Annotated in this window: 20 protein-coding genes; 9 read left to right on the plus strand and 11 right to left on the minus strand. The window is 62.5% G+C overall.

Annotated elements, in window-relative coordinates; translation table 11 throughout:
• Positions 1–570 precede the first annotated feature (570 nt).
• The 3 genes from P0D89_RS01580 (at position 571) to P0D89_RS01590 (ending at position 2390) form a co-directional block, all read left to right on the plus strand.
• Positions 571–1215, plus strand: coding sequence for an MBL fold metallo-hydrolase (locus P0D89_RS01580; protein ID WP_408356687.1), 645 nt, complete (start codon positions 571–573; stop codon positions 1213–1215).
• Complete coding sequence (locus tag P0D89_RS01585; protein WP_408356685.1) at positions 1212–1841, plus strand: 3'-5' exonuclease family protein; 630 nt, start codon at positions 1212–1214, stop codon at positions 1839–1841. Before P0D89_RS01580 ends, P0D89_RS01585 begins: the two co-directional genes overlap by 4 nt.
• A gap of 90 nt (positions 1842–1931) precedes the next feature.
• Complete coding sequence (locus P0D89_RS01590; RefSeq protein WP_012431468.1) at positions 1932–2390, plus strand: Lrp/AsnC family transcriptional regulator; 459 nt, start codon at positions 1932–1934, stop codon at positions 2388–2390.
• Between the two features lie 126 nt (positions 2391–2516).
• Here P0D89_RS01590 and P0D89_RS01595 read toward each other — a convergent pair whose 3' ends face one another.
• From P0D89_RS01595 to P0D89_RS01605, 3 genes are all read right to left on the minus strand, one after another.
• Positions 2517–3773, minus strand: a complete 1257-nt coding sequence (locus tag P0D89_RS01595; RefSeq protein ID WP_408356683.1) for a cation diffusion facilitator family transporter — start codon at positions 3771–3773, stop codon at positions 2517–2519.
• 290 nt (positions 3774–4063) lie between these two features.
• On the minus strand, positions 4064–4366 hold the full coding sequence (locus P0D89_RS01600; RefSeq protein ID WP_408356681.1) for an H-NS histone family protein: 303 nt from the start codon (positions 4364–4366) through the stop codon (positions 4064–4066).
• 393 nt (positions 4367–4759) lie between these two features.
• The gene (locus tag P0D89_RS01605) at positions 4760–5422 is read right to left on the minus strand and encodes a HugZ family pyridoxamine 5'-phosphate oxidase (RefSeq protein WP_408356679.1); all 663 of its coding nucleotides are present in this window, start codon (positions 5420–5422) and stop codon (positions 4760–4762) included.
• Between the two features lie 197 nt (positions 5423–5619).
• On the opposite strand from P0D89_RS01605, the gene P0D89_RS01610 reads away from it, so the two are divergent.
• Entirely contained in the window at positions 5620–6834 is a 1215-nt protein-coding gene (locus P0D89_RS01610) for an MFS transporter (protein ID WP_408356677.1), read from the plus strand.
• 561 nt (positions 6835–7395) lie between these two features.
• Here the strand turns inward: P0D89_RS01610 and P0D89_RS01615 are convergent.
• Together P0D89_RS01615 and P0D89_RS01620 are read right to left on the minus strand one after the other, a co-directional pair.
• Positions 7396–8541 carry a branched-chain amino acid ABC transporter substrate-binding protein gene (locus P0D89_RS01615; RefSeq protein WP_408356675.1) on the minus strand — a complete coding sequence of 382 codons (1146 nt, stop codon included), beginning with the start codon at positions 8539–8541 and terminating at the stop codon, positions 7396–7398.
• 435 nt (positions 8542–8976) lie between these two features.
• Positions 8977–10080 carry an NAD(P)H-dependent flavin oxidoreductase gene (locus P0D89_RS01620; RefSeq protein WP_408356673.1) on the minus strand — a complete coding sequence of 368 codons (1104 nt, stop codon included), beginning with the start codon at positions 10078–10080 and terminating at the stop codon, positions 8977–8979.
• A 275-nt stretch (positions 10081–10355) separates the two neighbouring features.
• Here P0D89_RS01620 and P0D89_RS01625 point away from each other — a divergent pair, with 275 nt between their 5' ends.
• Together P0D89_RS01625 and P0D89_RS01630 are read left to right on the plus strand one after the other, a co-directional pair.
• Entirely contained in the window at positions 10356–11054 is a 699-nt protein-coding gene (locus P0D89_RS01625; protein ID WP_408356671.1) for a dienelactone hydrolase family protein, read from the plus strand.
• Between the two features lie 260 nt (positions 11055–11314).
• Positions 11315–12835, plus strand: a complete 1521-nt coding sequence (locus tag P0D89_RS01630) for an amidase (RefSeq protein ID WP_408356669.1) — start codon at positions 11315–11317, stop codon at positions 12833–12835.
• 314 nt (positions 12836–13149) lie between these two features.
• Here the strand turns inward: P0D89_RS01630 and P0D89_RS01635 are convergent, their stop codons facing one another.
• The 5 genes from P0D89_RS01635 to P0D89_RS01655 all read right to left on the minus strand — a co-directional run bounded on the left by P0D89_RS01635 (position 13150) and on the right by P0D89_RS01655 (position 16704).
• Complete coding sequence (locus tag P0D89_RS01635) at positions 13150–13461, minus strand: high-potential iron-sulfur protein (RefSeq protein ID WP_408356667.1); 312 nt, start codon at positions 13459–13461, stop codon at positions 13150–13152.
• Between the two features lie 133 nt (positions 13462–13594).
• On the minus strand, positions 13595–14701 hold the full coding sequence (locus tag P0D89_RS01640; RefSeq protein WP_408356665.1) for an NAD(P)/FAD-dependent oxidoreductase: 1107 nt from the start codon (positions 14699–14701) through the stop codon (positions 13595–13597).
• Positions 14702–15035: 334 nt separating this feature from the next.
• A complete protein-coding gene (locus P0D89_RS01645; RefSeq protein WP_408356663.1) occupies positions 15036–15167 on the minus strand; it encodes a hypothetical protein in 132 nt (43 codons plus the stop codon).
• 102 nt (positions 15168–15269) lie between these two features.
• The gene (locus P0D89_RS01650) at positions 15270–15473 is read right to left on the minus strand and encodes a hypothetical protein (RefSeq protein ID WP_408356661.1); all 204 of its coding nucleotides are present in this window, start codon (positions 15471–15473) and stop codon (positions 15270–15272) included.
• A 253-nt stretch (positions 15474–15726) separates the two neighbouring features.
• Entirely contained in the window at positions 15727–16704 is a 978-nt protein-coding gene (locus tag P0D89_RS01655) for an AAA family ATPase (protein WP_408356659.1), read from the minus strand.
• Between the two features lie 265 nt (positions 16705–16969).
• Here P0D89_RS01655 and P0D89_RS01660 point away from each other — a divergent pair, with 265 nt between their 5' ends.
• The gene (locus tag P0D89_RS01660; protein WP_408356657.1) at positions 16970–17473 is read left to right on the plus strand and encodes a hypothetical protein; all 504 of its coding nucleotides are present in this window, start codon (positions 16970–16972) and stop codon (positions 17471–17473) included.
• An 86-nt stretch (positions 17474–17559) separates the two neighbouring features.
• A complete protein-coding gene (locus P0D89_RS01665; protein ID WP_408356655.1) occupies positions 17560–18357 on the plus strand; it encodes an endonuclease/exonuclease/phosphatase family protein in 798 nt (265 codons plus the stop codon).
• Positions 18358–18481: 124 nt separating this feature from the next.
• Here P0D89_RS01665 and P0D89_RS01670 read toward each other — a convergent pair whose 3' ends face one another.
• On the minus strand, positions 18482–19462 hold the full coding sequence (locus P0D89_RS01670) for an aldose 1-epimerase (protein WP_408356768.1): 981 nt from the start codon (positions 19460–19462) through the stop codon (positions 18482–18484).
• A gap of 576 nt (positions 19463–20038) precedes the next feature.
• On the opposite strand from P0D89_RS01670, the gene P0D89_RS01675 reads away from it, so the two are divergent.
• Complete coding sequence (locus P0D89_RS01675) at positions 20039–21091, plus strand: LacI family DNA-binding transcriptional regulator (protein WP_408356766.1); 1053 nt, start codon at positions 20039–20041, stop codon at positions 21089–21091.
• Positions 21092–21151: the final 60 nt, after the last annotated feature.

The raw sequence follows: 21151 nt of genomic DNA on the forward strand, positions 1-21151 counted from the left end.
GGCAATGGACGACAACGCGCCGCGCAGACGAGCGCAGTACGTCAAAGCCCGGATGCGACTTACTCAGCCGCTACCGCACGGTTAATTTTCACGTCTGGCGCAACCTGTCCCCGGCAGCCTGACCAGACCCCACATGCCGCCATCGAACGTGGCAAACACGTTCTTGCGCGCGCAACTCAGCGCGCAGGAACGGCGGCGTAGGCCCCACCCAGCGTCACGGCAGTTAAGTCCGTTGCAGGCGCGCGGCGCCTGGCTGGGCAAGACGTGTGCATCGAACGCATCGATGCTTGATGGCCGTCGACAACCGCAACAGCCCATACTTGAATGGCGATCCGCGGACCCATTTTTGATGGGGACGCATCGCCGTGTGACATGCACAGTTTCCTGTGCATTGAGTCCATTATACCTAAAACAAAATTTTGAGATGGCAAGCACCTGAAAACCTTGATGAATCTTCACGTTTGCCGCAAAAATGGGCAGACGAATACCCGCTGCGTTGGGCGTCCAAGCCTCGGTGACGAGCGGCGCGAGGCCGGTACAATCAACGTTTTTCCAGCGGCGCCGTCATCCATGAAAGTCACTTTGATCCCCGTCACGCCGTTCCAACAGAACAGCTCGCTACTCGTTTGCGAGGCGACCGGGCGCGCGGCCGTCGTCGATCCCGGCGGCGACCTCGATGTCATCCAGGGCGAAATCGCGCGTCTGAAAGTGACGGTCGAAAAGGTCTTCCTGACTCATGGCCACATCGATCATTGCGCGGGTGCGAAGACGCTGGCCACGCACTATGGCGTGCCGATCGAAGGCCCTCATCCCGACGAGCGCTTCTGGCTCGACAAGCTGCCGGATCAAAGCACGCGCTTCGGCTTCCCGGCCGCCGACGCCTTCGAGCCCGACCGCTGGCTGCAGGACGGCGACGCCGTGCGCTTCGGTGACGAAACGCTAGAGGTTTATCACTGCCCAGGGCACACGCCCGGTCACGTGGTATTTTTCAGCCGCGCCCACCGGCTCGCGCTGGTGGGCGACGTGCTGTTTGCCGGCTCGATCGGCCGCACGGATTTTCCGCGCGGCAATCACGCCGACCTGGTGCGCTCGATTCGCGAAAAGCTCTGGCCGCTCGGCGACGACGTCACCTTCGTGCCGGGCCACGGTCCCACTTCGACATTCGGCGCAGAACGCCGTACCAATCCCTATGTCGCCGACGGGGTGCAAGCATGAGCAGCGAAATCTACGTCAGCACCGATGTGGAAGCGGATGGTCCGATTCCCGGCCCGCATTCCATGCTGAGTTTCGCCTCCGCCGCGTACACCGAAGACAAGCGGCTGATCGCCACTTTCTCGGCCAATCTCGAACTGCTCGACGGCGCCCAGCCGCATCCCGTGCAGGAAGCGTGGTGGAAGACCCAGCCCGACGCCTGGGCCGCCTGCCGCAAGGACTTGCAGAGTCCCGAGGCCGCGCTGACGGCCTATGTCGACTGGGTCGAGGCGCTGCCGGGCAAGCCGGTGTTCGTTGCGATGCCGGCCGGCTTCGACTTCACCTATATGTTCTGGTACATGATGCGGTTTGTCGGCCGTTGCCCGTTTTCCTGGTCGGCCCTCGATATCAAGACGCTGGCTTTCGCGATGACCGGTCTGCCGTATCGCAAGAACATCAAGCCGCGCTTTCCCAAGCACTGGTTCGACGATCACCCGCACACGCATGTCGCGCTGGACGACGCGATCGAACAGGGCGCGCTTTTCTGCAACATGCTCAAGGAGTTGCGCGCGAGTCAGGCGACCCTGCTCGTGGCCGCCAAAGAAGGGGACGACTCAGGACAAAACACCACCGAGGAACCGGCAAATTAGGCGATCTCCCTCGCGTAAGCCGTTTTACATTGCGTTTCGTTTTCGCGCCCTCTACCATGCGTTGATACGGCGACGCAAACGGAGGCGCAGTTGACACTCGATACGTTCTCACAAAAGATCCTGCGCCTGCTGCAGCTGGACGCACGCCGCTCCGTGCAAGAGATTTCCGATCAGGTCGGTTTGTCGAGCACGCCATGCTGGCGGCGCATCAAGGACATGGAACAATCGGGGGTTATCCAGCGCTACACGGCGCTGCTCGATCGGGAAAAGCTCGGGCTGCACGTGTGTGCGCTCGCGCATATCCACCTGACGCGCCACACCGAGGGCGGCGTCGAACAGTTCGAGCGGGAAATCGCCACCTGCCCCGAAGTCACCGAGTGCTACAGCACGACCGGCGAATCCGACTACATCCTCAAGATCGTCGCACCCGACATCAAGGCGTACGACAGCTTCCTGCACGAACGCATCTTCAAGATTCCGGCCGTCGCGCAGGTGCGCACGAGCGTCGTGCTGCGCGAAATCAAATTCGATACACAATTGCCGCTGTGATGGGAGCGGGGCAAGCTGGCGCGCTCTTCTGCGGAGTGTTTGAGTGCCGGGTTGAAGCTGTTGAAGCTGTTGAAGCTGTTGAAGCTGTTGAAGCTGTTGAAGCTGTTGAAGCTGTTGGAGCGCAAATCAGGCAGCGCTGTGCGGTTCCGCAGCTTTGACGTGAGTGCTTGCCGTACCGCCTTTCGGCGGTGTCGCTGCGCCGGCGACGCCAGATTCGGCCGTGGACACATTCACTTCCCGCAGCACCTCCACCTTGCGGGCGCCCAGGCGGCGCTTGAGCGCTTCCAGATCGACATGCGCAGGCATCGACGCGCTGCCGGCGTCCTGACCGCCGGAAGGCGCCGCCGGCAACACCATCTGCACGTCGAGTCCGGTGCTCAGGTAGTGAATGTTGACCGCCGTGGCTTTTATCCCGCCGCCCGCCAACGCCGCGTTGACCTCCGCGACCACCCGTTCCCGGCTCGGCAGATCGACGGGCGGGTGCGCCACCGCATCGTTCTCGGGATCGACGTGGATCAGCGCGTCGAGTACGCGGCTGTCGGTTAATACGCGCAGCCGCGCCGACTCAGCAATGTAATGCCCCTCCGACACGGAGATCAGCGGATCGACCAGGATGTGGGCGTCGACAAGCGCAAAGTCGCCCATCTTGCGTGTGCGCAATTCATGCACGTCCCGTACGCCGTGCGTCGCAAGCAGTAGCGCGCGCATGTCGGCGGTAGCAGCTTCGTCGAGCGCGCGGTCGGACAGATCCTGCAGCGCGTCCCAGCCGAACATCCAGCCCATGCGCGCCACCATGAAACCCACGATCGCCGCGGCGATAGGATCAAGCAGACGCACGCCGGCAAGACTGCCGACCACGCCGATTGCGACCACCAATGACGACGCCGCATCAGACCGCGCATGCCACGCATTCGCAATCAGCATGGCGGAGCGCACACGCTGCGCTTCACGCAGCATGTAGCGGAAAAGGCTTTCTTTGGAAATCAATACCAGTACGGCAACGGCGAGCGCGCTCGCGTGGACGGCGGGAATGCTTTGCAAATTGGCGAGCCGCGTTCCGGCGCGCCATAACATTCCGACGCCAACCGCAATTAGCAATGCGCCCAGAAATAATGAAGCAACCGTTTCATAACGGCTATGTCCGTAATTGTGATCCGCATCGGGCTTCGCGCCGCTCTTCCGATTGGCAATCAGCACGACAAAATCGGAAATCAGATCCGCAAGCGAATGGATACCGTCGGCGACGAGTGCCTGCGAATGGGCAAACACACCGACGACGATTTGCAGCGCCATCAACACGCTATTGAGGACAATACTCACAAACGTGCTTTTGCGCGCGACGCGGTGTTTTTCGGCGGATTGGGCTGCGGCGGCGGTAGGCATCTCAGAGTCGGGATCAAAAGTTCAATCCTCATATTCTAGCTGGCAGACTTCAGGCCAGGCTGCGGAAATACCAAAAAATCCTTTTAAATCAGCCGGTTATCTAAACGAAAAGCATTCGTGTTTCAACTACACGGAGCGCATAGGGCGAAACACCGGCGCCGCGAAAACAAAAAACCGCGCCCTTGAACGGTACGCGGTTTCCGTTGGCTACAGCAGCGCGCCATAAGCGCAGCTGAGTGATGCAATTCGTATGACTTGCAGGTCGCAAGCGTAAGCGCTGGCCGCAGGTATTACTTCTGGATCAGGAATTTTTCGCGATCGAGACCCGCGATCCACCGCGGCGGCTTGCCACGGCCCGACCAGGTGCTGCCGCTATCCGGGTCGCGATACTTCGGCGCAACGCCGGCGCGCGGACGAGCGGCTTTCACGTTCTTGGCTGCGCGGCCACCGCCGAGTTCGGTGAGCGAGATGCCGTAGTCGGCCATTTTCTGCTTGATCTCATTCAACACTTCTGCGTATTCACGCGACTTCGCTTCTTCGATCTGCTTTTCGAGCTTCTCGCGCTGCGCGAGTAGTTCCTTGTAGGAAGACATAGGTTCCCTTATGGTTTGGATTAAATGACTGCCGGTCTTAGGCCGACTTGCCCTTTGAAGGTGATCATGCCTCGGAATTTGATGGCGAGATTAACACAAAATAGAAAGTCCGCAAAAGCGCTCCCAAAAAATTAATTCGAAACCATTTCAAAAACTTTCCGTCGGACACTGAGTCCCGTGCCTTCCTTTCAAATACCTAATTTCGTATTTTGCTGAAAAGCCGGGCCAGTGCGGCATTTATGAAATTAATTATCAAAAAATGAAATTTTGGATAGCGATCCGGCATCAACATTTCATGCCATGAAAGCTTGAACCGGAACCACCGGAATGTATTGGGCCGCATGCGTCATCCTGCTATTGGCGCATGAATGTTTCCCCCCAATACCGGTAAAACTAGTTGGTGTGCCGTTGCATGCAAACTTCGAGTGCCGCATGCAAGGATTCGATATTAGGCTTTGCGCCATCGAAGGCGAACCGCTCGCGCACGCCATCCAGTTTCAGGTCCGCGCCATAGCGGTCGATGCCGAGCAGTTGAAGTCCGCCCGCATTGACGCGAGAGCGGCTGAATTCTTCAATGAGCGCATTCTCTTCATCGAAGCCGAGCGGCGATAGCGGATCGAGTTCCGCGCCACCCAGCCATCCCATTGCGCCAAAGCCGCCGATATACCGCAATCGCTCGAGCCGCATGGTCCAGAAAGTGAAGTCGCCGAGAACGAGGTAGCGCTCCGCATCCGGGTGATAGCGCAAGTAGCGCCGCACGACTTCCGGCGTCGGGTCGACCGGTTCAAACGCGCCCAGCAGTGTGACACGTTGGCCGCTCAGCACGTCGCCGTCGGGTGCGTCGACCACCAGAAAACCCGCGCGCGGGTCGGCGTGCAGGTTGTGGGTGTGCTCGGCGAGCCGGCTCACCAGAATCGTCGGGTGATGCTGCGGGTCCGGCGCGAACGGCAGCATCGACGGATAAGGAAAGCCTTCCGGCTGGCGCGCGTGTGTGGCGAGCGTGCCGACCGCGGCGGTGTGCAGCAAGTGCAGCGGAGCGTGAGCGGGGATGTTCAAGAGCGCATACCTCGGTGGATGAGCGGTGAATGCCGAAAAGACGGACCAGGCGAACCGGCCCGCCGCCTGTCGCATTCAAAAAGAATAATCGTCAGTATCCGGCATCGGCTTTCCAAGCATAAGACAGCATGCTTCGCTAGAATCGAAAATCCGCTTTCGACGTGCTTTCTCACGCGGTAGCCCTCCACGAGACCTCAGTGCCCGACCACCAAACCTCCGAATTCGCCGTCCTTCCCGCCGCTCATCGTGACCTGTCCGACACCGCGCGGCAGCGGGCACGCTTCGCCACGATGGCCGTGTTCTTCATCGCGGGCATGATGTACGCGTCCTGGGGGGTGCATGTGCCGACGGTGCGCGACCGCTTCCAGTTGAACGCAGCCATGCTCTCGTTCGCGCTGCTGGCCGTGGCCGGCGGTTCGATCGGCGCGATGGCGGCAAATGCCTCGTGGATCGCGCGGGTCGGCACACGCCGCGCCTGCCTGACGGGCGGCCTCGTGATGGCCGTGTGCGCGGCGCTGATTCTGGTCGTGCCGGCATACTGGATGTTGCTGGTCGTGCTGGCCATCTTCGGCGCGGGCATGGCCACGCTCGACGTTGCGATGAATGCCGAAGCCAGCGCCGTCGAGAAGGCGCTCGGCAAGCCGATCATGTCGTCGTTGCACGGTATGTTCAGCATCGGCGGGATGTTCGGGGCGGCGGCCGGCGGCGCGTTGCTGTCGCGCGGCATGGCGCCGGCGCTGCATCTGGCGCTCGCCGCGGCGGCTAGCGCGCTGGTCCTCGTGATGGCCTGCCCGTCCGTCTTGCCGCACGTGCCGCACGCCGAGCACCCGGACTCCGCCACGCCGCGCGCGAGCCGCTGGCGCTCGCCGGCGCTGTGGGCGCTCGGCACGATGGCGCTGGTCGCGCTGATCGCGGAAGGCGCGATGTACGACTGGGCTACCGTCTATATGCGCGACGTCGTGCTGGCCTCTCCCGCGCTCGCCAGCGCGGCCTACGCGGCGTTTTCGGGCGGCATGGCGGCGGCGCGTTTTGCCGGCGACGCGGTGCGCGCCCGCTTCGGCGCGCCGCAACTCGTGATGATGAGCGCGACACTTGCCTGCGCCGGCATGGTCGACGCGCTGCTGCTGCCGAATTCGGTCGCCGCGCTCGTGGGCTTCGCGCTGATCGGGCTTGGCCTCGCGAACATGATGCCGGTGCTGTTCGCGGCGGCCGCGAACGTGAAGGGCATCCACGCGGCCGAGGGACTCGCGCACGTCGCGGGGCTGGCGTACTTCGGGCTGCTGCTCGGGCCGGTGATCATCGGCGCGGTGACGCAGCTGACCAATCTGACGATCGGCTTGTCGGTGGTCGCGGTGTGTTGCGCATTGATCGCCGCCGTCGGGCCGAAGGTGCTGCGGCGTTTGAAGATCTGAGGCCTGGGTGTGCGGCGGGTGCGTCGGCGCATTTGACGCCGGGCGAAAGTCCGCTGCGTTACGTTACGTTACACGCAGGCTGTGAGCCGATGCGTTCGGCGACACATCACTGACCCGACGCTCCGATTTCTTTTCTGGACCACAACCGATTGATCAAAAAAACAGACGCGCCGGTGATTACGAGCGACCAGTTACCAAAGTAGTACTGCTCAAAGGCCACTTCGCGGGATTAGCCCGCGCGCGCTTCGATCACTCCGCTTGTCGCGCCTTCACTTCTACTCCCGCAAACGATTGCGCAAGCGCACCGCTCCACGAAAATAAGGACTCGCGAGCACTGCAACGCACCGTACCGCATCGAGCAGCAGAGCGTCGAATAATCCAGTGCCGCCAGTCGTCGACAGAACCGCTCGCGACGGTTTCGGCAATCCTCATACCGAGCCCCTCGCCCCGCAGTCCCCTATCCCCGCGCCCAAAAGAAAAGGCACGCGAACTGTGCGGCCCGCGTGCCTTCTTAACCTGCTAATCGAAGCCAGCGCTTGCGCTGCCCTCGATCGCTCGGATTTACATCTTCACTACGTCGAGCAGCGTCTTCTTGCCCGACTTGTAGTTGTACAGCGAGATCACGCCGTGTTGAAGGTCGCCCTTCGAGTCGAACGTGGTTTCACCGATCACACCCTTGTAGTCGGTGCTCGGCATCGCTGCCAGGATCTTCGCCGGATCGGTCGAGTTCGCGCGCTTCATCGCGTCGACGATGATGTACACAGCGTCATACGTGAACGGAGCGTAGATCTGGATCGGCTGACCGAAACGCTTCTGATACTTGGCGAGGAACGCTGCGCCGCCGGACATCTTTTCGAGCGCCATACCGGCTTCCGAGCAGACGATGTTGTCGGTTGCGTCGCCGGCCAGATCCGACAGCTTGTCGGTACAGACGCCGTCACCCGCCAGCACCTTCGCGCGCAGGCCGAGCTGCTTGGCTTGCTTCGCGAACGGGCCGCCGGTGGCGTCCATGCCGCCGTACATGATCGCATCCGGGTTTTCGCCCTTGATCTTCGTCAGAATCGCGCGGAAGTCGACAGCCTTGTCGTTCGTCGCGTCATGCGACATCACGTTCAGGCCCAGCGACTTGGCGGTCTTTTCGAATTCGTTCGCGAGACCCTGGCCATAAGCGGTCGAATCGTCGACGATCGCGACGCTCTTCACTTTCATGCCCTTCGCTGCATAGTTGGCCAGTGCCGGACCCTGTTGCGCGTCGGTCGCAACGACGCGGTACGTCGTTTTGAAACCTTGTTGCGTGTAAGCCGGGTTCGTTGCCGACGGCGAAATCTGCACGATGCCTGCATCGCTATAGATCTTCGACGCCGGAATCGACGTGCCCGAGTTCAAGTGACCGACGACTGCGACGACCTTGTCGTCGACCAGTTTCTGGGCGACTTGAGTTGCCGTGCGCGGGTCGGCCGCATCGTCTTGCGGATCGAGTTGCAGCGTTATTTTCTGGCCAGCGATCGTGAGGCCCTTGGCGTTGATTTCTTCAACTGCCAGGCGCGCGCCGTTTTCGTTGTCTTTGCCCAGGTGAGCGATCCCGCCGGTCAACGGCGCGACGTGACCGATCTTGACGACCGTGTCGGCCGCGGCCGATGTTGCCAACGTTGCGAACAGCATCGCCGCAGCGCTGATCGGCAACAGCTTTTGAATTTTGATGTTCATGTAAGTCTCCAGTTTCGATCCCAAAAACAACGTAATCGCCCTGTGCCCCCGCGTCCCCAACACGTATCGCTCAGTCCCGTGGACGATCACGCCGGTTGCATCCGTTCATGCACTTGGCCAGCACGTTTGCCGGACTGTTTGTGGCAGGCGGCAAACCGTACTTGCGCGCAAGTGTAGGTGATCAAATTAATTTGTGGGACTTTTTTGGGAAAGTGGGATGAACACCAATAGCGTTTATCCCTGCAAGGCCGGTTCCGGCGGGATTGACTGGCTGGAAAGCGCCGACCCATGCGGGTTTCCGCTAGGTGAGGCTTTGTTCTAGAAAGTGCGGTTCGACACTTTTCGCGGGTAAAACCATTAGTGATTCGAACCGCCTTGTGCTGAATAGCGGGCGCGTCGCAACGGCTTGGAAGACGAGCCCGTGGTGATGCCGATTCAGCGTTCGAGCGCGGCGATCCGTGCCGTCGCGGCACGCCATTCCTGCTCGATTTGCGCGACTAGTTCGTCCGCGCCCAGACCTTCACGACGTGCACGGCCCAAGGGTGCACCCTGGCCAGACCACAGAGAAAGATAATCGCCGTTCTGCGCGCGGCTCGCGCTTTGACGCAGTTCCTGCGTCAAAGCATTTTGCACGGGATACGGCGCGATCTTGTCCATCGTTTCGCTCAGGCGCCGCATCAACGGATTGCGGATGCCGCGCGCGTGGCGGCCGGTGATCGCGCGCGTGACCGAGGTCGACGTGTCGGACATGGTGCGCACGCGGGTTTTCCATGCCTGCGGTACAGCGCTTTCGCGACAGGTGAGAAACGCGGTGCCCATCACCGCGGCTTGCGCGCCGAGCGCGAGTGCGGCGACGACGCCGCGACCGTCCATGATGCCGCCGGCGGCAAGCACCGGCAGCCCGGTCGCGTCGACGAGTTGCGGCACGAGCGCCATCGTTCCAATCAGCGCATCCTCGAATGCGCCAATGAAAGTGCCGCGATGCGCACCCGCCTCCGCGCCTTGCGCGGCGATCGAATCGGCGCCAGCATCGCGCCAGGCGACGCCTTCGGCAACGTGCGTCGCGGTGCCTATTACATATAGGCCATTCGCATGCAGCCGGGCGACATCGTCGGCCGGAAGCAGTCCGAACGTGAAGCTCACGACCGGCACGCGCAATTCGATCAGCATCTCCAGTTGCGCGCGGAAATCCGGCGCATAACGCGCGAGCGGCTGTCCCGGCGGCAAACCGAGATCGGCCCGCAGCGGATCGATCGCTTCGAGCGCGCGACGCACGGTGACATCGTCCGGCGCGGCCGGTTCGAGCACGAACAGATTCACGCCGAATGGACGATCGGTCTGCGCGCGAATCGCCGCGACTTCACTGGCGATCTTTTCCGGCGACAACGCCGCGCCCGCCAGAAAACCCAGCCCGCCCGCATTCGACACCGCCGCCACCATCTCCGGCGTGGTCGCGCCGCCGGCCATCGGCGCCTGCACGACGGGCACCCGCATTTCAAACCGCTGCGCGAACGGCGTCACAAAACTGACTTCAGTCATGATCGTTTCCTTTTCCAGCGATACGCTCGCACATAGGCAAGCCGACACGACCGACTGTACCGGCGCGTGCCGCAGCGGAAAAATGAATTATCGAGATTGTTTCAATCGCCTTACGAGAATAGTGGCGCGCGACACCGCTCGCGAAGCGGCGCCGAGCCTCACTGCAAGCCGTATCTTTTGATGGCAAACTAACCGCCCGCTTCAGGCACTTCCGGCCTCTGGCATTTCGTTAAGACCGAGCGCGCGCGGCGTCGCGCGGGTCAATGGAGAACAACATGAGCACGACTTCCCGATGGATCGACATCCCCGCCGGCAACGACAGTTTCGGCGGCTACCTGGCGCTGCCCAAAGGCGGCAAGGGTCCGGCCATCATCATCATTCAGGAAATCTTCGGCGTGAACGGGCATATCCGCTCGGTCGCGGATCAGTACGCGCAAGACGGCTATGTCGCGCTCGCGCCGGACGTGTTCTGGCGCGTGCAGCCGCGCGTCGAATTGACGTATGACGGCGCGGATCGCAACAAGGGCATCGAGCTGATGCAAAAGACCAACGTCGATCAGGCCGTCTCCGACATCGGCGCAGCCGCGGCGGCATTGCGCACGATGCCGGAAGTCACCGGCAAGGTCGCGGCGATCGGCTACTGCTTCGGCGGCCGGCTCGCGTATCTGGCAGCGGCGCAGGGCTCGGTCGACGGCGCGGTCGCTTACTATGGCGGCGGGATCCAGAATCAGCTCGACCAGGCCGCGAACGTCAAGGTGCCGATGCAGTTCCACTACGGCGAACTCGACGCGCACATTCCGGTGTCGGATGTCGGCCAGATTCAGGAGCGCTTCGCGGGCCGCAGCGACGTCGAATTCCACATTTACCCGAACGCCGATCACGGCTTCAACTGCTCGGAGCGTGCGTCGTATAACCAGCGTGCATCCGCGCTCGCGCATGGCCGCACGCTGACCTTCCTCGGCGAGCGTCTGTAACTCACCGCTGTTGTGCGATTCAGCAATCCGCTTCAGTAACCTGCGCTTCCAATTCGCGCATATAAATCGGCGTTTTCGAATCCGCGTGAGTCACGCTTGCGTGCAACTCGGTTACTCTCTCGAAAGACGGCGTGTCGCTGACACGCCGTCTTTTTCCATGCGTGACGACCAACCGGGGCGACGGGAAGCCCAGCCAAGCGGGTTCATTGCATGCATACGCCACCGGCAGAACCACACTCGATAGTGAGGACCCATCCGTCGTGCATTCAGACTATCTCGCCCATGACGCCATCGGCCTCGCCGAACTGGTGCGCACCGGCCAGGCCAGCGCGCGCGAATTGCTCGACATTGCGATCTCGCGCACCGAGGCGGTCAATCCCGCGATCAATGCAATCGTCCTGAAGGACTACGACGCAGCGCGTCAGCGCGCGTCGCACGACGACGCGAACCGGACAAAAAATGGCGCGAACGGATCGGAGAGCACGAGCGCGCAAGCTGCACTGGCGGGCGTGCCCTATCTGATCAAGGACCTCGGCGCGCCGGTCGCCGGACTTCGCATGGCAATGGGCAGCCGCCACTACCGCCACTTCATTCCCGACCAGGATGCACCGGTGGTCACGCTCGCGAAGGCCGCCGGCCTCAACATCTTCGCCAAGACGAGCACCTCCGAACTCGGCCAGATGCCTTATACGGAGCCCGAACTATTCGGCGCGTGCCGCAATCCGTGGAATCTCGACCACACGCCGGGCGGCTCTAGCGGCGGCGCGGCGGCGGCCGTTGCCGCCGGCATCGTGCCGCTCGCGCACGCGTCGGACGGCGGCGGCTCGATCCGCATTCCGGCTTCGTGCTGCGGACTGTTCGGCCTCAAACCTTCGCGCGGACGCGTACCGCGTGCGACGCCCGCCAGCGCCGGCGAGCTCGGTATCGATCACGCGATCTCGCGCAGCGTGCGCGACAGCGCGTTGCTGCTCGATCTGCTGGGCGGCAATGCCGAGCGACCGCTCGGCGCGCCGGGCACCTTTCTGGCCGCGAGCCGCGAGCCGTGCAAGCCGCTGAACATCGCCTATGTGACCGAGGCGATGCTGGCACCGACGCTGTCCCCCGACGCGCGCGCCGCGCTCGACGACGCCGCGCAGCTCGCCATCTCGCTCGGCCATAACATTGAGCCGGTGTCGCTCGGCATCGATTTCGCGGCGGTCCGCCATGCGTTTCTCACGCTGTGGTCTGTGACCGCCGAGGACCTGGTGCTGAACGCCGAGCGCATCACAGGCCACAAACCGTTGCGCGGCGAATTCGAAATTTCGACGTGGGCGATGGCGCATGTCGGCCGTAAACTCGGCGAGCGCGGCCTGCCCGCCGCGCTCGAAGAACAGCGTCGTATCACCGAACGCCTCACCGATCTGCTGCAACGCTACGACGCGATCTTGTGCGCGACGCTTGCCGCGCCGCCGATCAAGATCGGCGAGATGCAGCCCACCTCGACAGAGCGCATGCAGATGCGCGCGGTTACCGCGATGCCGCTCGAATCGCTGATGAAGAAGCTGCTGACCGAAGCATCGAACAAGGCGTTTGCGTGGGCGGGATGCACTGAGTTGTTCAACCTGAGCGGCCAGCCGGCAATGTCGGTGCCGCTTTACTGGAATACGCGTGGGCTGCCGGTCGGCGTGCAATTCGCCGCGCGTGCCGGCGGCGAAGCGACGCTGTTACGGCTGGCGGCGCAACTGGAGACGGCGCGGCCATGGTTCGACAAGCGGCCGCCGTTGATGAAGGCGCGCAGTTAGCAGGAGCGGCGCCGTGTGCACTCATCACGCGATAGTCGCGAAAGAGCGGCGCACACAGCGCGGGCTTGACGCGCGAGCAAAGTCGCTTCAGACGCCGTGGCGCATGAGCCTATGTGAGAGAGAGCAGCGCGCTGGCCAGCCTGCTTGATCGCCTCGGCGCATACGCACAAAAAGCGCTCAAGCTGTTTCCCGCGCTGCGAAAAGGCGCCTGCCGCACGCAGCGGAAGACGCCTCGACAATCGGACATCGATGGAGCGCGGCCATCACGCGGCGCATCCCGCGCGACGTTGTTCGTGCACCGCGCTTGAGCGTATTCAACTCTTCTTGTTATATGCGCTGCACCAGCCCTTACTCGAGACCTGCTTGCCCGCGAACATCGGGCAGCCCGCATAGGCGTCGGTCGGCTTGCCCTGGTAGAAGCTGCAATTGCCGCAGTCCTGACCCGGGGCATATTTGGCGAACTTCGCCTTGTCGACTTTGCTCGCGTCTTCCTTATAGCCGAGCGCTTGCGCGGTCGGATCGGATTCGGCGACTTTAGGTGCATCGGCGAAAGCCTGGCGCGACAGCGCGAACGTGGACGCCACACCGATACTGGTGATCAAAAACGTACGACGGGAAGATTTCATGGGGACTCACTCCGTTTATATGAACGACTCGCCGTTCTGATAACAGCGGTCCCCAAGCATAGCAATGAAGCCGTCGCGCGTGACGACCCAAATGATAGAGATAACCGAATCGGTAAACCCGCGCTCGACGGCGTCAAGCGCGCCCGCTCAATTCGCACACACGCTGCGCGATCGCCAGCGACGCCGTCAAACCCGGCGACTCGATGCCGAACAGATTGACGAGCCCGCGCACGCCGTGCGCAGCCGGCCCTTGAATCACGAAGTCGGCGGCGGGTTCGCCAGGGCCCGAAAGCTTCGGACGGATGCCCGCATACGCGGGCTGCAAGGCGTCGTCGGGAAGCGCGGGCCAGTACGTGCGAATCGCCGCATAAAACGATTCCGCGCGACGCGGATCGACATCGTAGTTGATCGTGTCGACCCATTCGACATCCGGACCGAAGCGCGCCTGGCCGCCCAGATCAATGGTCAGATGCACGCCGAGCCCGGCCTCGTTCGGCATCGGATAGATCAGGCGGCTGAACGGCGCGCGCCCCGAGATGCTGAAGTAGTTGCCGCGCGCCAGATAGAGCGGCGGCACGTGACGCGCGTCGAGTCCGCGAATCTTGCGGGCCAGCGCGTTCGCATGCAGCCCCGCGCTGTTGATCACGCACGCGGCGCTGATCGTGGTCGGCGCATCGCCGCCGACCGTGATGACGAAGCGTCCATTGCTCGCTTCGATCGCCTTGACCGGCGCATGAAACGCGCACACCGCACCGTCGCGTTCCGCGTCGCCCTGAAGCGACAGCATCAACTGATGGCTATCGACGATACCCGTCTGCGGCGAGAACACCGCCTCGACACATTCGAGCGCCGGTTCGAGCGCTTGCGCCTGGTCGCCGTTGATACGCATCAGGTCGAGCACACCGTTGTCGCGCCCCTTGGCCATGATGCTTTCAAGCTGCGGAATCTGGTGGCGCGAAGTCGCAACCAGCAACTTGCCACAACGCGAATGCGGGACGTTGTGCTCGGCGCAATAGTCATAGAGCATCTCGCGGCCGCGCACGCAGAGCGCTGCTTTCAACGAACCGCGCGGATAGTAGATGCCCGCGTGAATCACTTCGCTGTTGCGCGAGCTGGTGCCCACGCCGATCGCTTCGGCGGCTTCCAGCACGATCACCTCGCGCCCGCGCGCCGCCAGCGCGCGCGCCACCGCGAGCCCAATCACGCCGGCGCCGATCACTACACATTCGATTTGGTCCATGTCCCTTGACGCGGCCGACATCGCCGCGCGCTGCCTCGTTCACCGATAGAGAGAAAGACAGGGTGCGGCTCTCGTGCGCCGCACACCGCTCGTTGTCGAACGTACCTGCCGTTTCGCAACCGCCACGCAAATTGTACGATGCCGCACAGATAGAAATGCCCGCACGTCGGAACGACTGCGGGCATTCGGTCTTGAGCGCGGCTCAAACGTAGCGGCCGGACTGATTCAGTGTACGCCGTCGAAGATCGGAGCGCTTACTTCTTCGCACATGCGATGGACTCGATGAACTCGCCAGCCGGTTCGGCTCACTTGGCAAACCAGCGAGCGCTGGAGCTTAGTTCTGCGTGCTCAGCGCGCGGTGATGCACAGCTTCGACCAGGTCAGTCTTCACTTGCGCGGTCGGCGCCGTATAGCCGCCGACCGCAAGTTGCTGCGCGTCAGCCGGTGCATTCGGGTTCAGATTCAACTGACCGCTGGCACGCGCTTCAGCCAGTTCGGCCTACACGTCAGCGCGCGTCTTGGGACCGTTGTCGGGCGTGGCGCTGACGCTGCCGGCGGAAATCGGCGCTTACGGATTCTGCTTCAGTTCACCGGCTGCGCGGGCGCCCACCACGTCGCCCTGCACTTGCTGCACTTGCGCGCGGGTCACGCCGCTCGGCTGCGTGTACGTTTCGACTTCCGGGCGATACGAAGTCGCCGGACCATACCCGCTCGCGAAAGCCGGTGCGGCAGTGGCAGCGGAGAAAAGCAAAGCGAAGGAAGCGGTTCTCATGTTGGTATCCAATAGTCGTTGAGGTCGGATTTGTACCTGCTGAGTGATCGCGGCTTTAGTTGCGCAGCGGTCTCGTTGGGTCTCAGTGTATTCCGCCACTATCGAAAAACCAGACCGATTGGAGCCAACTTAGCATCTCAAAAATAGCAACAATTGCTGTGGCATTCACCGCGATTCCAGAATGGATTGGCCATTTTTGACAGCAAAAAGCCGCCCAAAGGCGGCTTTCATGTAGAAAAACGGGCAAAAACACTCAAAAACCGATCGGTTTTCGACGAGTTCCATGGTCCAGACGAATATCGCCCGCTTCGATCCGATCGCGCCCATCAATCCGCGCAGCACCGAAGCCGTTCAGAATCGCGCGGCGCATCTCACGTGGCGAAGCCAGCTTCAGCGCATCGAGCGCGCCGTCGCCGAGCACCTCGGGAAAACGCAGGCCCCAACCGTGCGCCGAGCGGATCTCGTCGTAGATCGCTTGCGCGATGCGCCGGGCCCCGTCGCGATCGGGCGGCGGAATCTCGTACACGTTCATCCGGTTCAGGATCGGCTCCGGAATCGAGCGCTCGTCGTTCGCCGTCGCGATCCAGATCACGTTCCCCGCGTTGATCGGAATCTCGGCGAATTCATCGATGAAACTCTGCGCGGTGTCGTGTTCGAGCAGCGCGTACAGCGCGCCGAGCGGATCGTATTGCGAATCGCCGGTGGCCTTGTCGATTTCGTCGACGGCGATCACCGGGTTCGCATAGCTGCCGTTCACGAGCGCATCGAATACCTTGCCCGGCTTCGCGTTTTTCCATTGCGATGACGCGCCCGACAGAATCCATCCTGCCGTCAACGAACTCATCGCCACGTATTGGTAAGCGGTGCCGAGCAGACGCGCCAACTGTTTCGCGAAATGCGTCTTGCCGATGCCGGGATCGCCGAGCAGCAGAATCGGCATCAGTTCCAGCCGGTCCTCGGTCTCCAGACACAGTGCGACCTGCTTGCGAATGTCGTCGAGCGGCACGGAAAAGTTGGGCAGCGCGTCGATCAGATCGTCGATCGACGGCATCCGGTTTGGCTTCACGCAAAAGCGCAGATTGCCCGTCTTCAGCATCTTTTCGTACGTTGCGCGCAGCGCCTCGTTCGCGCCTTCGCCGAGATCGTTCAGCGCGGTTTCGACCTGATCGAGGTCGTACACCCGGCTGAAAGACGCCACGGCGATTTCCTGTTTGACCATTGCTGTTGTCATCGCTCACCCCGTCTGGCTGGCCTTGCTGCGGCGGCGCCTGGTAGGCGCCGTTTCAAGTCCAGTGTAACGACGACATATTCCCGTGCAAGCCAGCAGTCGCGTGGCTCTGCTGCTAACAACGGTTGCTTTCGACGCCTGTCGGCCCTATCTGCATTGCATTGTTGCTGAACCAGGCCCTGATTGAAGTGTCAGAAAAGCGTTGCAGCCATCGGGGGTAAGATGGCTCTCTGACCATTCGGGCCGAGGTAGCGCCGGAGATCCTTCTATGTGGAAAACCAGTATCGTGGCCGTGCTGCTTGGCACTTCGTTGCTTGCAAACGCACAACAACAGCCGGCGCAGCAGGTCGTGCAATGGCAGTTGCAGGTGATGCGCGACGGACAGCAGATCGATTCGTTCGACGGCACCACCACGGTCGGCCAGGCGCGCACGGATACGCATCACAAGACGGTGCAGCATAACGTCGGCTGTAAAGACCAGCCGGCCGGCAGCCTCGATCTGTCGCGCACGCTGACGGTCTCGCCGCTGCGAGCCGATGCGACCGGGATCACGCTGTCGATCGACACGCAGGAGACGCTCGAGGACGACGCCGCGCGGCAAACCGACATCGGCTGCAAGCTCCCGCCGCAGCCGCGCCAGGTGAACGCGAGCCATCCGGGTCTGATGGTGACGCCGGGTCAATGGGCGAGCTGGACGATCGTCGACAAGGATCCGAACCTGGTCTACCGCGTGCGTGCGAGTCTCGCGGACGGCGCCAGCAATGCAAATTGACACTTGATACGAGCGACACGCGAACGGATAGCCGAACAACGCGCGCACAACCGAAGCCTTCATACAGAACACGTGGATAACGCGGCATGCGAAACCCAGAAGAATTGATCCGCGAGAACCTCGCGCCGAACGATTTCGTCGCGGTGAGCTGGAACCTTCACAAAGGCCGCACACCGCTCGGCTTCCAGGCCTGGCAGGCAATGCAGCGCTGGGTCCAGTCGACTCACGCGGACGCCTATTTCCTGCAGGAAGCGATGGCGCGGCGCATGCCGTCGCCGGTGCTGGCGAGCAGTTTCGGCGCCCCGATCGACGATCCGCTGAACGACGTGTGGCACTGCCAGGCCACGGAAATCGCGCGTGCGCTCGAACTCGAAGTGGCGCTCGGCCCGAACGTGTTCAAGCCGTCATGGCGGCACGGCAATGCGATTTTGTCGCCGCATCCGCTCGATCTCGGTGGACGCTGGGACATCTCCGCGCATCGCTTTGAAAAGCGCGGCTTGCTGGTGGCGAGGGCGACCTTCGGCGGTCATTCGGTCACGCTGTTGTGCGCGCATCTTGCACTCACGCGGCCAGCGCGCTTGCGGCAGATGAACTGGATCGCGCACTGGATCGCGAAAGAAGCGCCGGATGGTCCGTTGGTGCTGGCCGGCGACTTCAACGACTGGCGCAACGATTCGGTGCCGCTGTTTCGCGAACATGGTCTGCACGAGGTGGCGACGCTGCTCGGCGAGTCGGGCCGCACGTTCCCTGCTTTCTCGCCGGCGCTTGCGCTCGACAAGATGTTCGTCCGCGGCATGCGGCCGATCGAATGGATTCAGCCGACGCAGGAAACCGCGTGGCTGTCGGATCATTTGCCGTATATGGCGCGCTTGCGGGTGGAGTGAGTGGGTGGCGGGTTCGGATTTGAAGGGGCGGCGTGGCCGCCCTTTTGTTTTTTGCTGAATGCTAGCGCGTGCACGCTTGCGCTCCTGCACACATCAGCGCGTCACCGTGGACCTCGCGCCGCAATCAGCCGCGCTGCGGCGTCCACCTCAACGTCGCGGCGATCTCCTCCCCGGGCGCCAACACGCAGCCGCCCACCTGCTCACGCATGCCGACCGCGTTGAAGCAGTCCGTAGTGTTCGTCACCGGTTCCACGCATAGCTGCGCATCGTTGGCCGGCGCGAACACCACCAGGTGATCGAACGGGGCGTCGGCGTTCATCGTCAAGCGGCGGTGTTCGTCGGGCCACGCAATGGTCGCCTCGCGCGTCCATCTGGCGAAGTTGTTGTCGAGATCGAACGCATCGGGCGACATGCCTTCACGCAATGCGTCGACTGCCGGATGCGGGCCGAGATGCGTCGGCAGCACGTCGGCGTCGGCATGCCACATCGCTTGCACCTGGGCATACACGCGGGTTTGCGTGGTGCGCGGATAGTACGGGTGATGCCCCATGCCGAACGGCATCGGCCGCCGCGCTAAATTTTGCGCGGACAGCGTGACGCACAACGCGCCACCGCTCAGCTCGATCCGCTGTTGCGCCCGATAGTGAAACGGCCAGTCGCCCGGCACTCGCGGATCGGGCTCATGCTCGAAGTGCAAGTCCACCCAACTTTCGCTACGCGATCCCACCTGCCAGGGATGCCGCCACGCATTGCCATGCAGCGCGTGCGCGAAGCGCGAGTCGTTGCCGGCGAGGTCGACGGTGCCGCCGCCAAATTCGAAACGCGCGTCGCGAATCCGGTTGCAGTACGGAAACAGCGGGAAGCTCGCCATCCGCAGCGGATCGCGCTGCTCGAATGCCGCGTGCGTTGCCGGCCGCAGCCAATGCAGCGGACCATCGGGCGTGATCTCGTAAAAGGCCGCGAGCGCTCCGCCCACATCGGGCGCGACCACCACCCGCAGCACGCCCGCCGTCAGCGTGACAAGCGTGGCAGCGATTGCGGGATCATCGAGCCACGCGAGTTCGGTGGCCGGCGGTCGGATCGGATTCAAGGAAACGTCGCGCATAGTCAGAAAAGGCATGGCCTCGGGCGGATGGCGGCATGAACGCGCATCGGTGTCTCCTGTGTCGACTGGAGTTAGCGCTTTAGCGTGTCGATCCGGAGTTGGCGCTTTAGCGCCTACTCCGGTCCCATGCTTCAGCACTTACTCCAGTCCCATGAAAGTCAATTTCGTCGACCGGAGTTAGCGCTTTAGCGTGTCGATCCGGGGTTGGCGCTTTGGCGTGTCGATCCGGAGTTGGCCCTTTAGCGCCTACTCCGGTCCCATGTTTCAGCACTTACTCCGGTCCCCTGAAAGTTAATTTCTGTGCCGCGCACAGCGCGCGGCCGGCGGAGCGTCAAAGTCCGCGGGACCGAGAATCGCACGACAAAGCGGATCGGTCAATATTATTAGTAATAAATGTGCCGTAATGGCCCGCTCAGCAGGATCATCGGCAGCTCCCAAATGGCGGGTTTGCGTGCGTTGCCGGGGGCATATTATTAGTGGTACCGTCAGCACCAAGATGCCCCAGGCATGCTCCCGCTTTTGCGCCGCCGCAGCGCGGCCGACCCAATGAAAAAATCAACTCAACGCCGTCCGACCATGACCGACATCGCCAAGCTCACCGGCGTGTCGCAATCGACTGTCTCGCTGGTGCTGAACAACGCGACCGGCGCGAAGTTCTCCGAGACCACCCGCAACAAGGTGCTGAAGGCCGCGCACGATCTCGGGTACCGGCTGTCGCTGCGCGAGCCGCTTGCCGCTTCGACCGACGAACGCAATCTGATCGTCTACCTGGCCGACGAGATCTCCACCAGCCCGCATCCGGTCGTCAACATCGACGGCGCGCGCGACGCGGCCTATGCAAGCGGCAAGATGCTGGCGGTCTATTCGACGCACGGCAACGCCGATATCGAAAAGCAGGTGCTGGACACGATCCTTACGAATCCGCATGTGTTCGGCCTGATTTACGCGACCGTCTACACGCGCAAGGTGACGCTGCCGGCCGCGCTCTCGCAGGTGCCGACGGTGCTGTTGAACTGCTACACCGGCGAAACCGGGTTTTCGTCGGTGGTGCCGGCGGAAGTCGCCGGCGGTCATCTCGCTACCGACTATCTGCTGCAAGCCGGCCATCGGCGGATCGGCTATATCAACGGCGAGCCGTGGCAGGACGCGTCGAAAGATCGCCTCAAGGGCTACCGCACCGCGCTTGCCACCGCCGACCTTCCCTACGCGCCGGAACTGGTGCGCGATGGCGACTGGAGTTCGGGCCTCGGCTTCGAACTCACGCTCTCGCTGATGCGCGAAGCCAATCCGCCGACCGCGATTTTCTGCGCCAACGACCTCACCGCGATCGGCGCGATCGAAGCGTTGAAGCAACTCGGCCTGCGCGTGCCGGAAGACGTGTCGGTGCTCGGCTACGACGACCAGGAGATCGCCCGTCATACGCATCCGCCACTCTCCACAGTGGTGCTGCCGAACTACGAACTGGGACGCTGGGCCGTCGAAACGCTTCTACAGGAAGAGCACAACCGCGCCGCTGGCGCCCCGGTGCGGCATCGGATGGTCAAGCTCGATGGACCACTCGTCGAACGCGCGTCGGTCAGGGTAATTACCGAGGCGCAAAAGCCAATAATTAATATTATTAGTGATTGACCGATAATAATTCCTGGTGGAATAATCGGCACGTCTGGTCGGGGGACGCACAGCGCCACC

It is taken from the genome of Paraburkholderia sp. RL18-085-BIA-A, from assembly GCF_046027075.1.
Taxonomy (GTDB): Bacteria; Pseudomonadota; Gammaproteobacteria; order Burkholderiales; family Burkholderiaceae; genus Paraburkholderia.